Annotated in this window: 17 protein-coding genes; 6 read left to right on the plus strand and 11 right to left on the minus strand. The window is 60.6% G+C overall.

Annotated features, from left to right (window positions below):
• Positions 1-22 precede the first annotated feature (22 nt).
• Complete coding sequence (locus G6R15_RS16685; RefSeq protein ID WP_164661113.1) at positions 23-838, plus strand: substrate-binding domain-containing protein; 816 nt, start codon at positions 23-25, stop codon at positions 836-838.
• Positions 839-1,054: 216 nt separating this feature from the next.
• Here G6R15_RS16685 and G6R15_RS16690 read toward each other — a convergent pair whose 3' ends face one another.
• The 10 genes from G6R15_RS16690 to G6R15_RS16730 form a co-directional block, all read right to left on the minus strand.
• On the minus strand, positions 1,055-1,927 hold the full coding sequence (locus tag G6R15_RS16690; RefSeq protein ID WP_164661114.1) for a helix-turn-helix transcriptional regulator: 873 nt from the start codon (positions 1,925-1,927) through the stop codon (positions 1,055-1,057).
• Between the two features lie 45 nt (positions 1,928-1,972).
• On the minus strand, positions 1,973-2,098 hold the full coding sequence (locus G6R15_RS23030; protein WP_255456181.1) for a hypothetical protein: 126 nt from the start codon (positions 2,096-2,098) through the stop codon (positions 1,973-1,975).
• Positions 2,095-3,369, minus strand: coding sequence for a c-type cytochrome (locus G6R15_RS16695; RefSeq protein ID WP_164661115.1), 1,275 nt, complete (start codon positions 3,367-3,369; stop codon positions 2,095-2,097). The genes G6R15_RS23030 and G6R15_RS16695 overlap by 4 nt, the downstream gene beginning before the upstream one ends.
• Entirely contained in the window at positions 3,370-4,578 is a 1,209-nt protein-coding gene (locus tag G6R15_RS16700; protein WP_164661116.1) for a formate dehydrogenase subunit gamma, read from the minus strand.
• A 188-nt stretch (positions 4,579-4,766) separates the two neighbouring features.
• Positions 4,767-5,360: a formate dehydrogenase FDH3 subunit beta gene (fdh3B, locus tag G6R15_RS16705; RefSeq protein WP_164661117.1), complete on the minus strand. Its 594-nt coding sequence runs from the start codon at positions 5,358-5,360 to the stop codon at positions 4,767-4,769.
• Between the two features lie 12 nt (positions 5,361-5,372).
• Entirely contained in the window at positions 5,373-8,267 is a 2,895-nt protein-coding gene (locus tag G6R15_RS16710) for a formate dehydrogenase subunit alpha (RefSeq protein WP_164661118.1), read from the minus strand.
• Between the two features lie 159 nt (positions 8,268-8,426).
• The gene (locus tag G6R15_RS16715; RefSeq protein ID WP_164661119.1) at positions 8,427-8,615 is read right to left on the minus strand and encodes a twin-arginine translocation signal domain-containing protein; all 189 of its coding nucleotides are present in this window, start codon (positions 8,613-8,615) and stop codon (positions 8,427-8,429) included.
• A gap of 58 nt (positions 8,616-8,673) precedes the next feature.
• Positions 8,674-9,288 carry a molecular chaperone gene (locus G6R15_RS16720; protein WP_164661120.1) on the minus strand — a complete coding sequence of 205 codons (615 nt, stop codon included), beginning with the start codon at positions 9,286-9,288 and terminating at the stop codon, positions 8,674-8,676.
• Between the two features lie 3 nt (positions 9,289-9,291).
• Positions 9,292-9,921, minus strand: coding sequence for a DUF3306 domain-containing protein (locus tag G6R15_RS16725; RefSeq protein ID WP_164661121.1), 630 nt, complete (start codon positions 9,919-9,921; stop codon positions 9,292-9,294).
• A complete protein-coding gene (locus tag G6R15_RS16730; protein WP_164661122.1) occupies positions 9,918-10,472 on the minus strand; it encodes a DUF3305 domain-containing protein in 555 nt (184 codons plus the stop codon). Before G6R15_RS16730 ends, G6R15_RS16725 begins: the two co-directional genes overlap by 4 nt.
• A gap of 293 nt (positions 10,473-10,765) precedes the next feature.
• Here G6R15_RS16730 and G6R15_RS16735 point away from each other — a divergent pair, with 293 nt between their 5' ends.
• A complete protein-coding gene (locus tag G6R15_RS16735) occupies positions 10,766-12,712 on the plus strand; it encodes a 4Fe-4S binding protein (protein ID WP_164661123.1) in 1,947 nt (648 codons plus the stop codon).
• Here G6R15_RS16735 and G6R15_RS16740 read toward each other — a convergent pair.
• Positions 12,706-13,437, minus strand: a complete 732-nt coding sequence (locus G6R15_RS16740; RefSeq protein ID WP_164661124.1) for a cytochrome c — start codon at positions 13,435-13,437, stop codon at positions 12,706-12,708. The genes G6R15_RS16735 and G6R15_RS16740 overlap by 7 nt on opposite strands.
• Positions 13,438-13,505: 68 nt before the next feature.
• On the opposite strand from G6R15_RS16740, the gene G6R15_RS16745 reads away from it, so the two are divergent.
• Genes G6R15_RS16745 through G6R15_RS16760 form a run of 4 tightly spaced genes read left to right on the plus strand, consistent with a single transcriptional unit; the run spans position 13,506 to position 15,938 of the window.
• Entirely contained in the window at positions 13,506-13,703 is a 198-nt protein-coding gene (locus G6R15_RS16745; protein WP_164661125.1) for a DUF6494 family protein, read from the plus strand.
• Positions 13,700-14,761 carry an Mrp/NBP35 family ATP-binding protein gene (locus tag G6R15_RS16750; RefSeq protein ID WP_164661126.1) on the plus strand — a complete coding sequence of 354 codons (1,062 nt, stop codon included), beginning with the start codon at positions 13,700-13,702 and terminating at the stop codon, positions 14,759-14,761. Before G6R15_RS16745 ends, G6R15_RS16750 begins: the two co-directional genes overlap by 4 nt.
• Complete coding sequence (locus tag G6R15_RS16755) at positions 14,761-15,465, plus strand: DUF4444 domain-containing protein (RefSeq protein ID WP_373456016.1); 705 nt, start codon at positions 14,761-14,763, stop codon at positions 15,463-15,465. The genes G6R15_RS16750 and G6R15_RS16755 overlap by 1 nt, the downstream gene beginning before the upstream one ends.
• Entirely contained in the window at positions 15,462-15,938 is a 477-nt protein-coding gene (locus tag G6R15_RS16760) for a DUF6505 family protein (protein ID WP_164661127.1), read from the plus strand. The genes G6R15_RS16755 and G6R15_RS16760 overlap by 4 nt, the downstream gene beginning before the upstream one ends.
• The last annotated feature ends 4 nt before the right edge of the window (positions 15,939-15,942 follow it).

A 15,942-nucleotide genomic window follows, 5' to 3' on the forward strand; every position in this document is an offset into this window, starting at 1 on the left:
GATGAGTGGAGAGACACGAGGCATGATAAGAGAATGCGCGCGCGCAGCAGCGGCGGTGATTGCGCTGATAGCGGGGTCTGCCCAGGCGGCCGATCACTTCATTGTGGTACAATCGACGACGTCGACACAGAATTCGGGCCTTTTCGACGCGATTTTACCGTGGTTCGAGGCCGAGAGCGGGATCGATGTGCGCGTCGTAGCGGTCGGTACGGGCCACGCGATCCGCAATGCGCGCAACGGTGATGGGGATGTGCTGCTGGTGCATGCCAAGCTAGCCGAAGAGGCCTTTGTGGCCGAGGGCTGGGGCGTGTTGCGGCAAGACGTGATGTATAATGATTTCGTCATAGTTGGTCCCACGGGCGATCCGGCGGGTATTCGGAAAGGCACCGATGCGGTCGCCGCGCTGACGATGATAGCCCAAGCCGAAGCGGTCTTTGTTTCGCGCGGGGATGACAGCGGTACTCATAAGGCCGAGTTGCACCAATGGGTCAGGGCCGGTGTGGATGTAGCGCAGGCCTCGGGCGGTTGGTACCGCGAGACCGGGTCTGGCATGGGGGCGACGCTCAATGTGGCAGCAGGCATGGGGGCCTATACCCTGACAGACCGAGCAACTTGGTTGGCCTTTGGCAATGCCAGCGGGCTGGAGGTTCTGGTCGAGGGCGATCCGAGGCTTTTCAACCAATACGGTGTCATACTGGTGAACCCCGAAAAACACCCAAGCGTTCGGGCGGAAGCCGGGCAACGGTTCATCGACTGGCTGGTGGGACCGGATGGCCAGGCCGCGATTGCCAGCTACAAGCTGGGTGGTGAACAGCTGTTTTTTCCGAACGCACGCTAATTCCTGCGCGACCTGTCGGCCCTGCGTTCTGCGGATAGTACGGAAACTTGGCGTGGGCCAGGCTCATCCGGGCTTTGCCCGGATGAGCCTGGCCCAACGGAAGGAGATGCCCCGTCGGGGGCATCGACGACGGGCGGGAGCGCTACCTGTCCGCATGGATTGGCCTGCGGCCAAAGCCTTGGTTGAGCGAATTTAAGATGAAAAGAAAAAGGCGTGTCAGCCGCTGGCGCCGTTGTGGTGGATTTCTCCTGCTTGGCTAACGTCATAACCCCCCAATTCTTCAGCTCGGGCCGTAAACCGACCCGAGCGCAGAAAGGACAAGAGCGCCTGCATCGGCGGATCAAACGCGGCGCGGCGCCAGATCGCCAGATCGACGCGTTCGCTGTGGGTCGGAACGAAGCCCAACCGATAGAGTTTGGCCATCGCGCCCAACCCGAACCCGGCGTCTCCCTTGGCAGATTGAAGAGCGATTGCCATGTCCTCTTCGGTGCGCGCGCAAGGGGCGGGGGTCTGCAAGTCCGCCGCCGACAGATCATGTGCGGCGAGTTCGGACAGGAACAGGTGCTGGCTCGCGGCGCTCGGCTGGCGCAGGATCACGCGGCGCCCGGCCAGATCAGAAAAGCCTTTGATGCCCGAGACATCCGGGGCTAGCAGAAGCCCGCGTTGTCGCCGCGCCACCTCGATCAGCACCACCGGTGCCTCGCCCAAGCGGTCGCGTAAGGACGCAGTGTTGAACCCGTCCGCTTCGTGGATATGCAGTGCTGCCGCCTGTGCCGAGCGGTCAGCTAGCCGCGTCAGACCATCAAATGAACCGTCATAATATGTCGCCAGGCCCGAGCCGCTTTCGCGGATCGCCCAGTCCAGCAGCGGGTCGTGACTGCCTGCGACAATAGCGGGCAGGGGCGGCTCGGCCACCTGTGGCCCGGTGCGTGAGGAAGCGAGCCAGGCGGCGATCTCGGCCCGTGGGAATAGCAGTTTTCCGGTGGCGCGTACGCACGGGATCTCGCCCGACGACGTCAGGTCATAGACCTTGCGCTCGCCCAGACGCAGCAGCTCTGCCAGTTCACGGGTGGTCAGATAGTCGGACATCTACGGTTCGATACGCCTTTTGTTCTGAGTGGGACGCAACATGCCTTAATCCAGGCGCACCGAAGAGCTGGTGGTGCTGTCGGCGGCCGTGAACCCCACGGTCTCTAGCGCAAAGGGGGCGGCAACGGTGATCACGGCCATCGCGGCAACGGCTGCAAGAAAGGCTTTCATTTCGTGTCCTCCAGAGCTGTAGCTTGACGCAAATACGCGATCAGATCGGCGCGGTCCTGTTCTGCGGTGATGCGTTGCATCGGCATCTTTGTTCCCGGAATGTAGTGGTCCGGGCCCTGATCGAAAAGCAGATTTATCGTGTCATCTGACCAGATTATGTCCGATCCCGTCAATGTCTGAGAGTACAAATATCCCGGCACGGTTCCGGCAGGGCGACCGAACAGGCCGTGCAACGTCGGGCCAGCACGCCGTTTTCCTTCCGGTGTCAGAGCGTGGCAGATGGAACATTTGCGTGCAAACTGCCGTTCGCCGTTGCCCATCTCGGCCGGGTTTTTCAGAAAACTGAGGTCTGCTTGGGCCATTTGTCCGTGTTCGCCGAGCGAGGCCAGCGGCCAGCTGTAAAGGGCGTCATCAATGCCGCCTGCGTGGATATTCTTGCCATCCGAAGAAAACGCCAGTGCCCAAACGGGTCCGCGCAGTGTGGCGCGAAAATCGCGGGCAATGCGCCAGTTTTGGGTGTCTATCACCATGATATATCCCTCGCCATCCCCAACGGCGAGGTGACGGCGGTCCGGGCTGAGCGCGAGCGCCAAAATTGGACGGCGCTCAAGGGTAAAATCATGCAGCTCTTGGCCGCTGTGCAGATCCAGAATGCGGGTGCCACCGTCGACGGCACCATAGGCCAGCCAGCCGTCATCTGAGTTGATCAGCAGTACATTCAGGCCAAAGCCTTGGCGCAGGAGTTGTTGGCGTTCTTCGCCCGTCGCAACATCCCACAGGCGAAGAGTGCCGTCGGTTCCGGCGGAATAAAGCTTTGCCCCATCCGGTGAGAAGGCGACCGCGTTGATGCCGCCACTGCCCACTGGCAGGATCTGTGAGGGACTTCCGTCAAGCGGCCAGAGGCCGATGGTGCCGTCCCAGCTGGCACTGGCGACATGGGTTTTACTGGCCGCCAGATCGACGATCTTGCCTTTGTGGCGGCCCAAAACCTCGCCGCCCGGCCAGTGGCGCAGGGTAAAATCGTCGCCTGCGGAATAGATACCGGTGCCGTTGAACAGCACCACGTTGACGGCGGCGTCGTGCCCCTCAAACCACTGCGGAACGCCGTCTGTCCACAGTCCGACCGTATTGTCGAAACTCGCGGTGGCGATGCGCCCATCAGGCGCGCTGGCGATGCCCATGATCGGGCCGCCGTGACCTTTAAGAGTAAAGAAATCCGCCGCTGCCCCTGTGGGCGGCAGCAATAGAAACGCGGCCAGCAGCGCGCGCATTTATTCGGCGCGAGAGGTCGCGCCGCTTTGTGTTTCAGCGTCCTTGACCTCTTCCAGCCAATTGGGGTGATGTTCGCGGGCCCATTGTTCTTCGACCTTGCCAGTGCTCATGGCGTCGAAGGCGCCTTCCATCCCGACCGAGCCGAGATAGATGTGTGCAAAGATGATGGCGAGGAAGCCATAGGCGACCATGACGTGCCACACTTGGGCATATTGCATCTCTTCATGGGGTGACATCTGTTCGGGCAGGTTCAGCCCTATGAATTCAGGGAGGCCGGTTGCATTTGCAAGCACAAAGGTCTTGGCAAACATCGGCATCTCGAACGGAAAGAGCAGAGATAGACCAGACAGGCTGATCGACACGCCAAGGATCACGCAGGCCCAGAAGATCAATTTTTGCCCAGCGTTGAACTTGCGAGCAGGCGGGTGCGAGCCCTTTGTGAACAATCCACCGCCAGCGGCGAGCCATTTCAGATCAAGCTTGTTGGGAATATTGTGGGCGATCCAGTTCACTGTGATGATCAACAGTCCCAACATAAAGGCCCAGGCAATGTTGTTATGCAGCCACTTGCAGCCCTGCGCGATCATGGCAAAGCCGTCGTGGCCAAAAAGCGGGATCAGGAAGTCGCGGCCATAGAGCGTGATCAACCCCGTGGCGCCAAGGATCAGGAAGGAGCCGCCAAACAGCCAATGGCCAAAGCGCTCAAAGCCGTTGAAACGCAGGATGCGGCGGCCGGTGCGCTCGCCTTCGATGCGGATCTTGCCGCGCAGGATGAAGAAAAGGATCAGAAGGCCAAGCATCCCGCCAAGGATGTAGGTTCCATAGGTACGCAGGGGCCCAGTGCGGAAAGTGAGCCACCACATGCCGCCGTCCTGAATGATCACATCTGCGGCAGGGCCACGGGACGAAACGGTGATGTCGGCCGAGCCATAGCGCAGGGACCGATAAAGATCGCTGTCAGAGGCGACGCCGCGTGTACCGAGTTGGCCGATCAAGGCCTCGGTGTTGCTGGCACCTGTGTTGGAGGATCGATAGTCGTCGTCGACTTTTTCCCCGCGCTGTCGAGCCATGATGTCCTCGAGCGTGGTGGCACCGCCCGTTTCAGCGCGCGGAATTGCATCTGCTGGAGGCACGACGCTTTGCGCCACAGCACTGGTTACACCAAAAACAATTGCCAGCAGAAGGATCAAAAGCCTGAAAGTGATCATGGCCTGGTTCCTATTGATACAGGTTTCGAGTTCTTTTGCGCCAATCTCCCAACCTTTGCGGCTGGAAACGCTCCGATCGCGGTATTGCGGGACAAGAAAATTACAAATTTTCTTACCAAGAATTTTTGTAAAATTCTTGCACCGAGTGTGGCCAACGACGGGGCCTTTCCCGTCGTTGACCTTGTTTTTTAGCCGCCTTTTTGTTCGTAGGCGGTTCCCCAGCCCCAAGCGCCAGAGCCAAAACCGCGCGCCACGACGCGTTCTCGGTAGATGGCCGACACCACGTCGCCGTCACCGGCGAGCAGGGCCTTGGTGGCGCACATCTCGGCGCACAGCGGCAGCTTGCCCTCGGCGATCCGGTTGCGGCCATATTTGGCGAACTCGGCGGTGGAGTGGTTCTCTTCGGGGCCACCGGCGCAGAAGGTACATTTGTCCATCTTGCCGCGTGAGCCGAAGTTGCCCGCCTGCGGATATTGCGGCGCGCCAAAGGGGCACGCGTAGAAGCAATAGCCACAACCGATGCACAGGTCCTTGGAGTGCAGAACCACGCCTTCCTCGTTCTGGTAGAAACAATCCACCGGACACACCGCCATGCAGGGCGCGTCAGAACAGTGCATGCAGGCTACGGAAATCGACCGTTCACCGGGTTTACCATCATTGATGGTTACCACGCGGCGGCGGTTGATGCCCCAGGGCACTTCATGTTCGTTCTTACAGGCCGTGACACAGGCATTGCATTCGATGCAGCGTTCAGAGTCACAAAGAAACTTTGCTCTTGCCATGTTGGGTCCTCCTTACGCTGTCCAGATTTTGCAGAGAGTGGTCTTGGTCTCTTGCATCTGGGTCACTGAATCATAGCCATAGGTCTGCGCCGTGTTCGAGCTTTCGCCCAGCACATAAGGATCAGCGCCCGAGGGGTATTTGTGCCTCAGATCCTCTCCCTGGAAATGGCCTCCGAAATGGAATGGCATGAACGCCACCCCGGCTCCGACCCGTTCGGTCAGCATCGCCATCACTTTGACTTTGCCACCCTCAGGGCCTTCGACCCAGACCTGAGAGCCATCCCGAATGCCAAGGTTGTTGGCATCGCGTGGATTGATCTCGACGAACATGTCTTGCTGTAGTTCGGCAAGCCAGGGGTTCGACCGGCTCTCTTCGCCGCCGCCTTCGTATTCCACCAGGCGACCAGACGTCAGGATTATCGGGTAGTCCTTTGAAAAGTCGTTCTTCTGGATCGACGCATAAAGGGTCGGCAGGCGATAGCTCTGACGGTCCTCGTAGGTGGGATAGTCCTCCACCAGATCGCGACGCGGCGTATAGAGCGGCTCGCGGTGGATCGGGATCGGATCCGGGAAAGTCCAGACCACGGCGCGGGCCTTGGCGTTGCCAAAGGGGGCACAGCCGTGTTCGATCGCAACCCGCTGGATGCCGCCCGACAGGTCGGTCTTCCAGTTGGTCTTGGGACCGGCAACCGCGTCGATTGAGGCGCGTTCATCGTCGGTCAGATCGCCGTCCCAGCCCAGATCCATCAGCATCTGCATTGTGAATTCAGGATAGCCATCCTGAATTTCGGAGCCCGCTGAGTAGACCCCTTCGGCCAGCAGGTTGGAACCATCACGCTCCACGCCAAAGCGGGCGCGGAAGGTCAGGCCACCCTCGGCCACCGGTTTGGACATGTCATAGAGGTTTGGTGTCCCCGGGTGACCCATCTCGGCGGTGCCCCAGCAGGGCCATGGCAGACCATAATAGTCACCATCTGCCGGTCCACCATTGGCGCGCAGCGTGGTGCGGTCAAAGGTGTGCTGGTTCGCCATATGCAGCTTGAGCCGGTCCGGATCCTGCCCAGTATACCCGATGGTCCAGAGACCGCGGTTGAACTCTCGCGTGATGCTTTCGACGTTTGGCGTTTCCGGATTGTCCATCTCGATGTTGCGGAACAGGCGATCTGCCCACCCGAACTTGTTGGCGAATTTGGCCATGATGACCTCATCCGGCAAACTCTCGAATAGGGGATCGACAACCTTGTCGCGCCACTGGAACGAGCGGTTGGACGCAGTGACAGACCCACGGGTTTCAAACTGCGTACACGCAGGCAGCAGGTAAACACCGTCTGTGCGATCATGCAGAACGGCCGAGACAGTCGGGTAGGGATCAACCACCACCAGCATGTCCAGCTGTTCCATCGCCGTCTTCATCTCAGGCCCGCGCGTTTGCGAGTTCGGGGCGTGACCCCAGAGCACCATGGCCCGAACCTTGTTCGGCTGGTCCATGTTGTCGACGTCTTCGAGAACCCCGTCGATCCAGCGACTGACCGGGATGCCGCGCTCATTCTGGAGCGACTTGTCCTTGCCGTCCTTGTCCTTGATGGAATCGAACTGGCTGGCAAGCCATTCGGGCTCTTCCTCCCAGACTCGCGCCCAGTGACCCCATGCACCTTTGGACAGGCCATAATAGCCGGGCAGGGTGTGGGACAAAACGCCCAAATCGGTCGCGCCCTGCACGTTGTCGTGGCCGCGGAAGATGTTGGTGCCGCCACCGCTGGTGCCCATGTTGCCAAGGGCCAGTTGCAGGATGCAGTAGGCGCGGGTGTTGTTGTTGCCATTGGTGTGCTGCGTGCCACCCATGCACCAGATCACCGTGCCGGGACGGTTGTTTGCCATGGTGCGCGCCACGCGGCGCAATTGGGTTCCCGGCGTGCCGGTGACGCGTTCGACCTCTTCCGGGTTCCATTTGCGCACTTCTTCGCGGATTTGGTCCATGCCCCAGACACGGGTGCGGATGAACTCTTTGTCCTCCCAGCTGTTTTCAAAGATATGCCACAGGATGCCCCAGACCAGGGCAACGTCGGTGCCCGGGCGGAAGCGGACATATTCATCAGCATGGGCTGCGGTGCGCGTAAAGCGCGGGTCGCAGACGATGAGCGGTGCGTTGTTCTGCTCTTTCGCGCGCAGAACGTGCAACAGCGAGACGGGGTGCGCCTCGGCCGGGTTGCCGCCGATGATGAAGATGGCCTTGGAATTGTGGATGTCATTGTAGCTGTTGGTCATGGCGCCGTAGCCCCATGTGTTGGCCACACCCGCAACAGTGGTCGAGTGACAGATACGGGCCTGGTGATCCACGTTGTTCGTGCCCCAATAGGCGGCGAACTTGCGGAACAGATAGGCCTGTTCGTTGTTGTGCTTGGCTGATCCCAGCCAATACACGCTGTCAGGTCCGCTCTCGCTGCGGATATTCATCATGCCGTCGCCGATCTCATCAATCGCCTGTTCCCAGCTGATGCGCTTCCACTCGCCACCCTCTTTTTTCATCGGGTATTTGAGGCGGCGTTCGCCGTGTGCGTGTTCACGCACCGACGCACCCTTGGCGCAATGGGCGCCCAGGTTAAAGGGGCTGTCCCAACCGGGCTCTTGCCCGATCCAGACGCCGCTGGAAACCTCGGCCACCACGGTGCAGCCGACGGAACAATGGGTACAAACGGATTTGACTGTCTCGACGGCCCTGGTCGCCGCTGTCTGGGCGCTGGCCTGTGTCACGGTTCCACCCGTGGCACTGATCGCGGCAAGGCCACCGATCGCCAGACCCGAGCCACGCAGGAATGCGCGACGGTCGACGGTTTTCTCGCCGACCTGGGACAGGATACTTGTCCGCTGGGGGCGTCTCGCAACCCCGTTGGTCTTTTTCCTTAGCATTTCTTTCCTCCCTTGCTGGCCACGTATCGTGGCTGGCTTGGTACTCTCTCCCTAAAACCGGGGATCAAGGGCCTCTCGCTACCTCTCTCTCCGGGGTGACTGGCGTCCGGCGGGGCCGGGCGGCGTCTTTTGTGTGTCCGCGCTGGGCGCGAAGAGGTGTCAGAAACGGGCGCTATCGAGATAGGCGCGGGTGTGCGCGGTATCCTGAATGCGGGTTTCGTTCACCGGCGGTTCGGCGGCTTCGGCCTTACCACTCAACGTGGCCGCAGCAACGGCAGCGGGCGCTGCGGTTCCGGCCAGTTTCAGGAAGTCGCGGCGGGTTGCGCCACTTTCCTCTGGTTTGCTCATGGGAGTCTCCTTTCCCTTGGCAGTTATGGCACCCTGACGGGCACCGGTTGGTGGCGGGTCAATCCGCCGACATTCGAAAGCCGTCGCGCTCGATCTCCATGAACACCCGGCCGGCTGCGCCGACCGAAGCATAGAGAACCGAGTGTTCGGCAGCTTCGAGATCTGAATAAAAATGCCCGGCCCAGGGGCCGATGTGTTTGTTGTAGAACGCTTTTTGAGCGTCGAGCGGGGCGGGAGCACCAAAACGACCCACGATAAGCCCGGCCATCATCTCCATCAGAGAGGCGATGTTGTCTTCGGGTTCATAGACGTTGGGCGCGCGGGTGATGGTGCGTGCGGCCATGTCGTTGCGCAGTTGCGCCAGCGGCTTTTCGTTCAGGAACCCGGTGAGGTAGTAGCTGGCGTAGGGCAGCAACTCACCCCGACCCAGACCGATGAAGAGCGCGTTGAACTCGCGTTCAGCGGCGGCGGGTTTGGTAACATGGGCGACACGAGACAGCGCCGTGATGGCTTTGCCCAAATCTGTGTCGCCGCCGGTCAGGCCTGCGATCTGGTCCAGCAGAATCTGGTCCGGGGGACCGGCCAGGACCAGCCCGAGGAAGTTGTAAAAGTCGGCGCGCAGCCGGTCTTCCTCGGAGGTGGTCGTTGTTGGCTGCTGTTGGGCTGTGACCATGGATTATCCTTCGAATTCAAACCGCATACGGCGCGGCGTGGGAGAGTGCAGGGTGAGTTCGTCAGGTGCAGGTTCTTCGCCAACCCCTGACGGGGTCACCTCATCGCCCGCGTCGGATGCATGCGCATCCTCCGTCAGTGCCGCCGGTGGTGTGGCTTCGTCCTGGTCGGGGAGACTGGCGGAGATGTCGTCGGCCAGATCTTCGGCGGTGGTGTTTTCTTCGGGAACTTCGTCGGCCTTGGCCAGTGCTTCGACATGGGCCAGCATGCCCTTGCCGACCTGATAGGTGGTTTGCAGGTTTTCAATCACACAAGCCGCGTCGGTATAGTCTTCGCCATAGTCCACCAGTCCATCGACATTGGCCAGCACCGGGTTGAGCCGCCAGAGCCTGCGCAGAGCGCGGCGACGGAGGCGGTCGGGCACCGCTTTGGCCATAAAACCTGACACGTCATCGCCCATTTGCAGGCCGTCTGGGTCGGGAAGGTTCAGATCGGCGAGAATCTCGGCATCACTGCGCTCGTCGACCTCCATCTCCGTGTCTTCCTGTTGCAAGGCCAGGGCACTCTCGTCCGCTTCTGTCTCGGCCTGAACGGCCGCTTTGCGCTTGCTCCAGAAATCGCGGGCTTGGGTCATTGCAAGACCTTCCTGGGTGCCCTGTAGACATCCGATGTCTGCCTAATCCTTTGATCGCCTTTGCCGTCTTCGGATAAATCCACGCGGGACTTGTCGCGGCGGCGTTTGACGAATGTTTCCGGTTGGTAGTGTTCCATTGCGAAATCACGAACCCAGGCGATCAGGCCCGGTGTCATCGGGATTTTTTCAACGATGTCCTCGCCGGTGTCGGCGTAATCCTGACCCTCGAAGGGTGAAGCAGTCACCAGCACAGCTTCAAGCGGCGGGTCTCCATCGCGTTCTTCGCGCAGAACCAGATAGATCGAGGGCTGGCCGTCGGCCAAATTGGTGACATAGGCTTCGGCCTCGGCCGCCCAGAGCGTAAGAGGAAGGGTGGCGGCGTGGTAGTCCACAACCGCCCCCTCGTGGCGCACCATGACCCAATCCGCAGGGCCAGCACCTGGAAGCACCGCAACAGCCTTCCACGTCCATTTGGCCCAGCGGGTCACGCCGGGTGACTTCCGGACGACCACGCCCAGAGGCATTTGTATGTGAATAGCGGCCTGCGCCACGATCTCCTCCCCGAAAGGCTCTCCCCTTCCTTCCGTAAGGGGAACTATAAACGGAACAGGCAGTCTGCCAAGCCCTGCAGCGGCTTATGTGGACATTTGATTGTTACATTTTTTGGCGTAATGGCAGAATGCTGTATCGTATAACGCCACATGTAGCGTTTGGTGGTTTCAGGGAAAGGGCGGCCTGTGAAAACGTGACTTGGGTGCAGCGCAGGGTTTACCCGTGTGCTGTCCTGGGCCTAGGCTACGGCCAGGAGAAGAGCGGTTCGCGTTGCGTGATCCAAGGGGAGAACATGGTCAAGTCATTGATTTTATGCGACTGCGCAGGGTCGCAGCATCTGGACGTAACCGCCATCGAGGCGGGGTGTGGGCTGAGGTGCAGTAGGGTTCACACGGCGCTTTGCACCACTGAACTGTCTGCGGTCGAGAGTGCTTTGCGTGGTGGTGAGGTGCTGATCGCCTGCCAACAGGAACGCGCGACGTTCGAGGCATTGGCGGAGGATATGGAGGTTGACCTGCCCGGCTTTGTCGATCTGCGCGATCGCGCCGGATGGGGGGAAGGCGAAGCAGGTCCGAAAATGGCAGCACTTGCGGCCGAGGCGCTGTTGCCAACCCCCGAGACGCCTGCAGTGGATGTGATCAGCGAAGGCGTCTGTTTTGTTGTTGGACCGGGTGAGGTGGTTGAGCCGCTGGCGTTCAAGTTGGGACCGGTTCTGGCGGTGACAGTTTTGATCACGGATGAAGCCGAGGTGACGCCGTCTGAGACCTTCGACGTGATCCGGGGACAGGTGCGGCAGGTGCACGGCGCATTGGGTGGGTTTGAGATCCACATTGACCGCTTGCAGATGATCGAACCGGCGGGGCGTGGGGCGCAAGCGTTAAGCACGCCTCGGGACGGTGCACGTTCGGCTTGTGACATTGTGATTGATCTGACGGGCGGCCCGTCTTTGGTGCCCGGACCAGAAAAGCGCGAGGGGTATTTGCGTGCGGACCCACGCGATCCGGTGGCCGTGGCTGATTTGGCGTTTGAGGCGGTGCAGATGACCGGCACCTTTGAAAAACCTTTGTATGTGCGGGTCGAGGAAACGCTCTGCGCCCATTCCCGTGCCGAGCAAGTGGGATGTTCGAACTGTCTGGACATCTGCCCGACCGGGGCGATCACGTCGGCGGGCGATTATGTGGCGATTGATCCGATGGTTTGTGCCGGGTGTGGGGCGTGCTCGGCGCTGTGTCCGTCGAGCGCAATTACATATCAGGATCCGGGTGTCGGCTTTGTTTTGGCACGGATGCAGATACTGGCGCGTAGCTATCGCAAGGGTGGGGGCGTTGCGCCGCGGCTGTTGGTGCATGATGCGCATGGTGCCGAGATGGTCCGGCTCGCGGCGCGTTTTGGGCGTGGGTTACCTGCGGATGTTATCCCGATGGAATTGCAGGTGATTTCCGGCTTTGGTCATGCAGAGATGCTAGCTGGTCTGGCGCATGGGTTTGCGCAGGTCCAAGTGTTGCTTGCCCCAACCACCGAACGGGCTGCGCTGGACCGGGAGTTGGCCTTGGCCAAGGCGATTGGGGGAACGGGCAAGCTGGGGCTGATTGACGTGGTCGACCCCGACGCGCTGTCCGATTTGCTGTATGAAGCAGACGTCCCCAAGCCGCTGAAAGATCCGGTGCTGCCCTTAGGCAATCGACGTCAGATCGCGCGGCTGGCGGCGCAGGCATTGAACCCCGGCGGCGAGACGCTGACCTTGCCCGAAGGTGCGCCCTATGGGGCGGTGTCGGTGAATACTGACAGTTGCACCTTGTGCCTGAGCTGCGTTTCGCTGTGCCCGTCGGGGGCGTTGATCGACAACCCGGATATGCCGCAGTTGAATTTCCAAGAGGACGCCTGTTTGCAATGTGGCATGTGTCAGACGATCTGCCCGGAAACGGCGATCACGTTGGTGCCCCAACTTGACCTGAGTGATGGGGCATTAAGCCAGCGGGTGCTGAACGAGGAAGAACCTTTTGCCTGTGTCGAATGCGGGTCGCTTTTTGGGGTAAAATCGACGATTGAGCGCGTCATGGACAAGCTGGCGGGCGTCAATCCGATGTTTGCGACGTCAGATCAGGCGCGGGTGATGCAGATGTGTGATGACTGCCGGGTCGAGGCACAGTTTCACATCGAAAACAACCCATTCCAGGCGGCTCCTAAACCGCGCGTCGTACGAACCGAGGATTATTTCAGCAAACGCAAGGATCACTGAAATTGCAGCGGAGCCCCCAGATCGGCCGCGGGAACGGCGGCGACAAAGGCCAGGATCGCGTCCAGATCATCCAGCGTGATTTCCACCGGCACGATGGGCGGCGGGCGTTCGGGACTGAAAGGTTCGGTCACATCCGCAACTTGTGTGAACGCGCCGTGGGGCTTGAGGACATAGAACTGTTGAAACCGGTCGGACCAATCAGGAAAGGCGCGCAGCACCGCAAAGGATGGCGTCGAGCCCAAGCCGCTCATACGGTTTCTCGGACCAATCACATGGCAGCGCCCGCAATGCGTCAACGCCAGATCGGCGCCAAGCACGGCGTCTCCTTCGAAATCGGGGGCTTCTTCGACCTCGACCACTTCGAAGCTTGCGGTGAACGGATTGGTGTCGTCGATCTGAAAGCTTTCGATGGTGCGCTTGCCAATGTCCGACAGCATCCAGTCGCGGAACCTTTGCGGTTTCGGGTCGTCCACCGCACGCAGATAATAGGTGACCTGATCATACTGAAACACCGGATCTCCGGGCGCGCTGTCCGTTATCTGCAGCGTTCCGCTTGTTTCTTCCAGCTGAATGCGCACTCCGGTCTTGAGAGAGAAGCGCGGAAGGATATGTTTCAGCAGACCGGATCGTGCCACTTTGTCCGGCGCAGTCAGTCCAAGCGCCTCTTGGCACCAAGAGGGGCTGGCGGTCAGGGCAAGGCTCAGGCACAAAAGGGCAAAGCGCATGGGTTCAGCCTAAGTCGGGCGGGGGCGATGCGTCAAATACACGAAATGAATGAACGGAGACCGATGCGATGAGCGGCGATTACAACATGTCCATGCGCAAGTTCCTAAAACAGGTTGGCGTGACCAGCCAGCAGGCCATCGAAGAAGGGCTGCGCAAGGCGGGCGCGCCGGATGGCGGCAGTTTCGAAGCCAAGGTGGTGCTGACCATCGACGGGCTCGAGGTCGAGCATGTGGTCACAGGTCTGATCAAGGATGGCGACGCATGAGCCTGCGCGATGCGGTTCTGGCGAACCTGAAGAAGATCACCGACCCGGTCAGCGGGCAGGACATCGTAAGTGCGGGCGTGGTACGTGCGCTCAACGTCGAAGGCGACACCGTGCGTTTTGTCATCGAAGTGGACCCAAAGCTGGCCGAAAAAATGGAACCGGTGCGCGCGGCTGCTGAACAAGCCGCCCAGATGGTGGATGGCGTTGCCAAGGTCACGGCCATGTTGACTGCGCATTCCGAAAAGGCCCCACCAGATTTGAAGCCCAAGCCCAAACCGTCGGAAACCGGCCCGGCCCATGTTGCAGGTGTTGACAGGATTGTGGCGATTGCCAGTGGCAAGGGCGGCGTCGGCAAATCCACCGTTTCGGCCAACCTGGCCTGTGCCTTGGCTGCTGAAGGGCGTCGGGTGGGTCTGCTGGATGCCGACGTTTACGGTCCGTCTCAGCCGCGCATGTTGGGTGTGTCGGGTCGCCCTGCCAGCCCGGACGGCAAGACCATCCTGCCGCTACGCAACCATGGTGTCACCATGATGTCGATGGGGCTGATGACCAACGAAGGGCAGGCAGTTGTTTGGCGTGGTCCGATGTTGATGGGCGCGCTGCAGCAGATGATGAACCAGGTGCAGTGGGGCGCATTGGATGTACTGATCGTGGATCTTCCACCTGGCACCGGTGACGTGCAACTGACGTTGACGCAAAAGTTCGCGTTGGATGGTGCCATTGTGGTGTCCACACCGCAGGATGTGGCGCTGATCGACGCACGCAAGGGCATCGACATGTTCCGCCAGACCAAGACGCCGATCTTGGGTATGATCGAGAATATGTCGACGCACATCTGCTCGAACTGCGGTCATGAAGAGCACATTTTTGGTCACGGCGGTGTGGGCGATGAGGCCGACAAGATGGGCGTCCCACTGATGGGGGAGATCCCCTTGCATCTGGACGTTCGTCTGGCGGCGGATAGCGGTGCCCCCATTGTGGTCAGCAAGCCCGACAGCCCGCAGGCCGAGGCGTTCCGCGCCATTGCCCGCGACATGATCGCCAAGGGACACGCCTGATGACGCCGTCCTTTCCGCCACTGATGCAGGGACATCCCGCCGGTGGCGGAGAGGACCCTTGTGACAAAGCGAAGGCGTTGGCCGCCTTGGGTTGTGACGGCGGCACCGTCGTGCATTCCGTGCAAGCCGACCGCCTGCGCGCCGCGCTGGTCTTTGCCCCAGAGGTGGCGCTGGAGCAGGCGATGGTCATGTTGCCGCTTTGCGCCGTGGGGTTCCAGAATGCCCTTGGCGCGCTGGCCCCGCCCGAGGTTGCTGTGCATCTGGGCTGGGACGGGGTGATCCGTGTAAATGGTGCGCGCTGTGGGCGGTTGCGAGTTGCCGCGTCGACCCGCGCACCGGAACAGGTGCCCGATTGGCTGGTGATCGGAATCGACATCACGATCTTGCAAACAGGCGAGGACCCCGGTTCAAACCCGGACGTCACCGCGCTTTATGACGAAGGTTGCGCCGAGGTGGAACCGCTGGCACTTCTGGAAAGCTGGGCCAGGCATACGCTTGTCTGGATCAACCGCTGGGACGCCGAAGGCAATGCGCCGCTGCACGCCGAGTGGATGGGGTTGGTGCAGGGGGTAGGTGAACCTGTTTCGCGTGCCGGACACAACGGCACTTTTCTGGGCGTGGACGAAGATTTCGGAATGCTGGTGCGAGAAGGCGATGCAACCGAGCTGATCGCGCTGAGTTCGCTGTTGGAGGAACAGACATGAAACTGGCTCGAGCCATCCATTTCGACGACAGCGACAGGAATGTGTTCCACTCTCCGGCTCGCACGGGCGAGTTGTGCATTTCCGGGGGCTTTGAATTTTCCAATTGGTCCGAGGGCGATCTGGAAGGCAAAGCGCGTCAAGCCTTTGCCAACGGCTGGTTGGGCCTGGAAACCTTTGGCCGGGTGACATTTGTCGCCGTAACCCAGATCGAACTGGCTGAGCGCGAAGCGGCAGAGCAGGCGCTGGCGCAGCATTTCGTCGACCTCTACGGAGCGCCCTCGATCGAGGCGGCGCTGTCAGTGGCGCAAGAAGAGATTGATCAGATGGTGGACCTGTGTGACGCGCACGACGCCAACACATTGCTGACTGTGGCGCGAGAGCTGTCCGAGGGTGGCGTGCGTGAGGCGTACCGCGTGATCGAGCCGCAAGAGGCTGCATTGGACCTGTTGGCGGTGCATGTCACTGACGACTAATTCC

Origin of the sequence: Tropicibacter sp. Alg240-R139 (assembly GCF_900537075.1) — a bacterium.
Lineage (GTDB): Bacteria > Pseudomonadota > Alphaproteobacteria > Rhodobacterales > Rhodobacteraceae > Falsiruegeria.

What these genes read in the sequence shown, in the direction of transcription:
- G6R15_RS16685 (WP_164661113.1), top strand. Translation starts at nt 23, where the DNA reads ATGATAAGAGAATGCGCGCGCGCAGCAGCGGCGGTGATTGCGCTGATA.
- G6R15_RS16690 (WP_164661114.1), bottom strand. Translation starts at nt 1,927, where the DNA reads ATGTCCGACTATCTGACCACCCGTGAACTGGCAGAGCTGCTGCGTCTG.
- G6R15_RS23030 (WP_255456181.1), bottom strand. Translation starts at nt 2,098, where the DNA reads ATGAAAGCCTTTCTTGCAGCCGTTGCCGCGATGGCCGTGATCACCGTT.
- G6R15_RS16695 (WP_164661115.1), bottom strand. Translation starts at nt 3,369, where the DNA reads ATGCGCGCGCTGCTGGCCGCGTTTCTATTGCTGCCGCCCACAGGGGCA.
- G6R15_RS16700 (WP_164661116.1), bottom strand. Translation starts at nt 4,578, where the DNA reads ATGATCACTTTCAGGCTTTTGATCCTTCTGCTGGCAATTGTTTTTGGT.
- fdh3B (WP_164661117.1), bottom strand. Translation starts at nt 5,360, where the DNA reads ATGGCAAGAGCAAAGTTTCTTTGTGACTCTGAACGCTGCATCGAATGC.
- G6R15_RS16710 (WP_164661118.1), bottom strand. Translation starts at nt 8,267, where the DNA reads ATGCTAAGGAAAAAGACCAACGGGGTTGCGAGACGCCCCCAGCGGACA.
- G6R15_RS16715 (WP_164661119.1), bottom strand. Translation starts at nt 8,615, where the DNA reads ATGAGCAAACCAGAGGAAAGTGGCGCAACCCGCCGCGACTTCCTGAAA.
- G6R15_RS16720 (WP_164661120.1), bottom strand. Translation starts at nt 9,288, where the DNA reads ATGGTCACAGCCCAACAGCAGCCAACAACGACCACCTCCGAGGAAGAC.
- G6R15_RS16725 (WP_164661121.1), bottom strand. Translation starts at nt 9,921, where the DNA reads ATGACCCAAGCCCGCGATTTCTGGAGCAAGCGCAAAGCGGCCGTTCAG.
- G6R15_RS16735 (WP_164661123.1), top strand. Translation starts at nt 10,766, where the DNA reads ATGGTCAAGTCATTGATTTTATGCGACTGCGCAGGGTCGCAGCATCTG.
- G6R15_RS16740 (WP_164661124.1), bottom strand. Translation starts at nt 13,437, where the DNA reads ATGCGCTTTGCCCTTTTGTGCCTGAGCCTTGCCCTGACCGCCAGCCCC.
- G6R15_RS16745 (WP_164661125.1), top strand. Translation starts at nt 13,506, where the DNA reads ATGAGCGGCGATTACAACATGTCCATGCGCAAGTTCCTAAAACAGGTT.
- G6R15_RS16750 (WP_164661126.1), top strand. Translation starts at nt 13,700, where the DNA reads ATGAGCCTGCGCGATGCGGTTCTGGCGAACCTGAAGAAGATCACCGAC.
- G6R15_RS16755 (WP_373456016.1), top strand. Translation starts at nt 14,761, where the DNA reads ATGACGCCGTCCTTTCCGCCACTGATGCAGGGACATCCCGCCGGTGGC.
- G6R15_RS16760 (WP_164661127.1), top strand. Translation starts at nt 15,462, where the DNA reads ATGAAACTGGCTCGAGCCATCCATTTCGACGACAGCGACAGGAATGTG.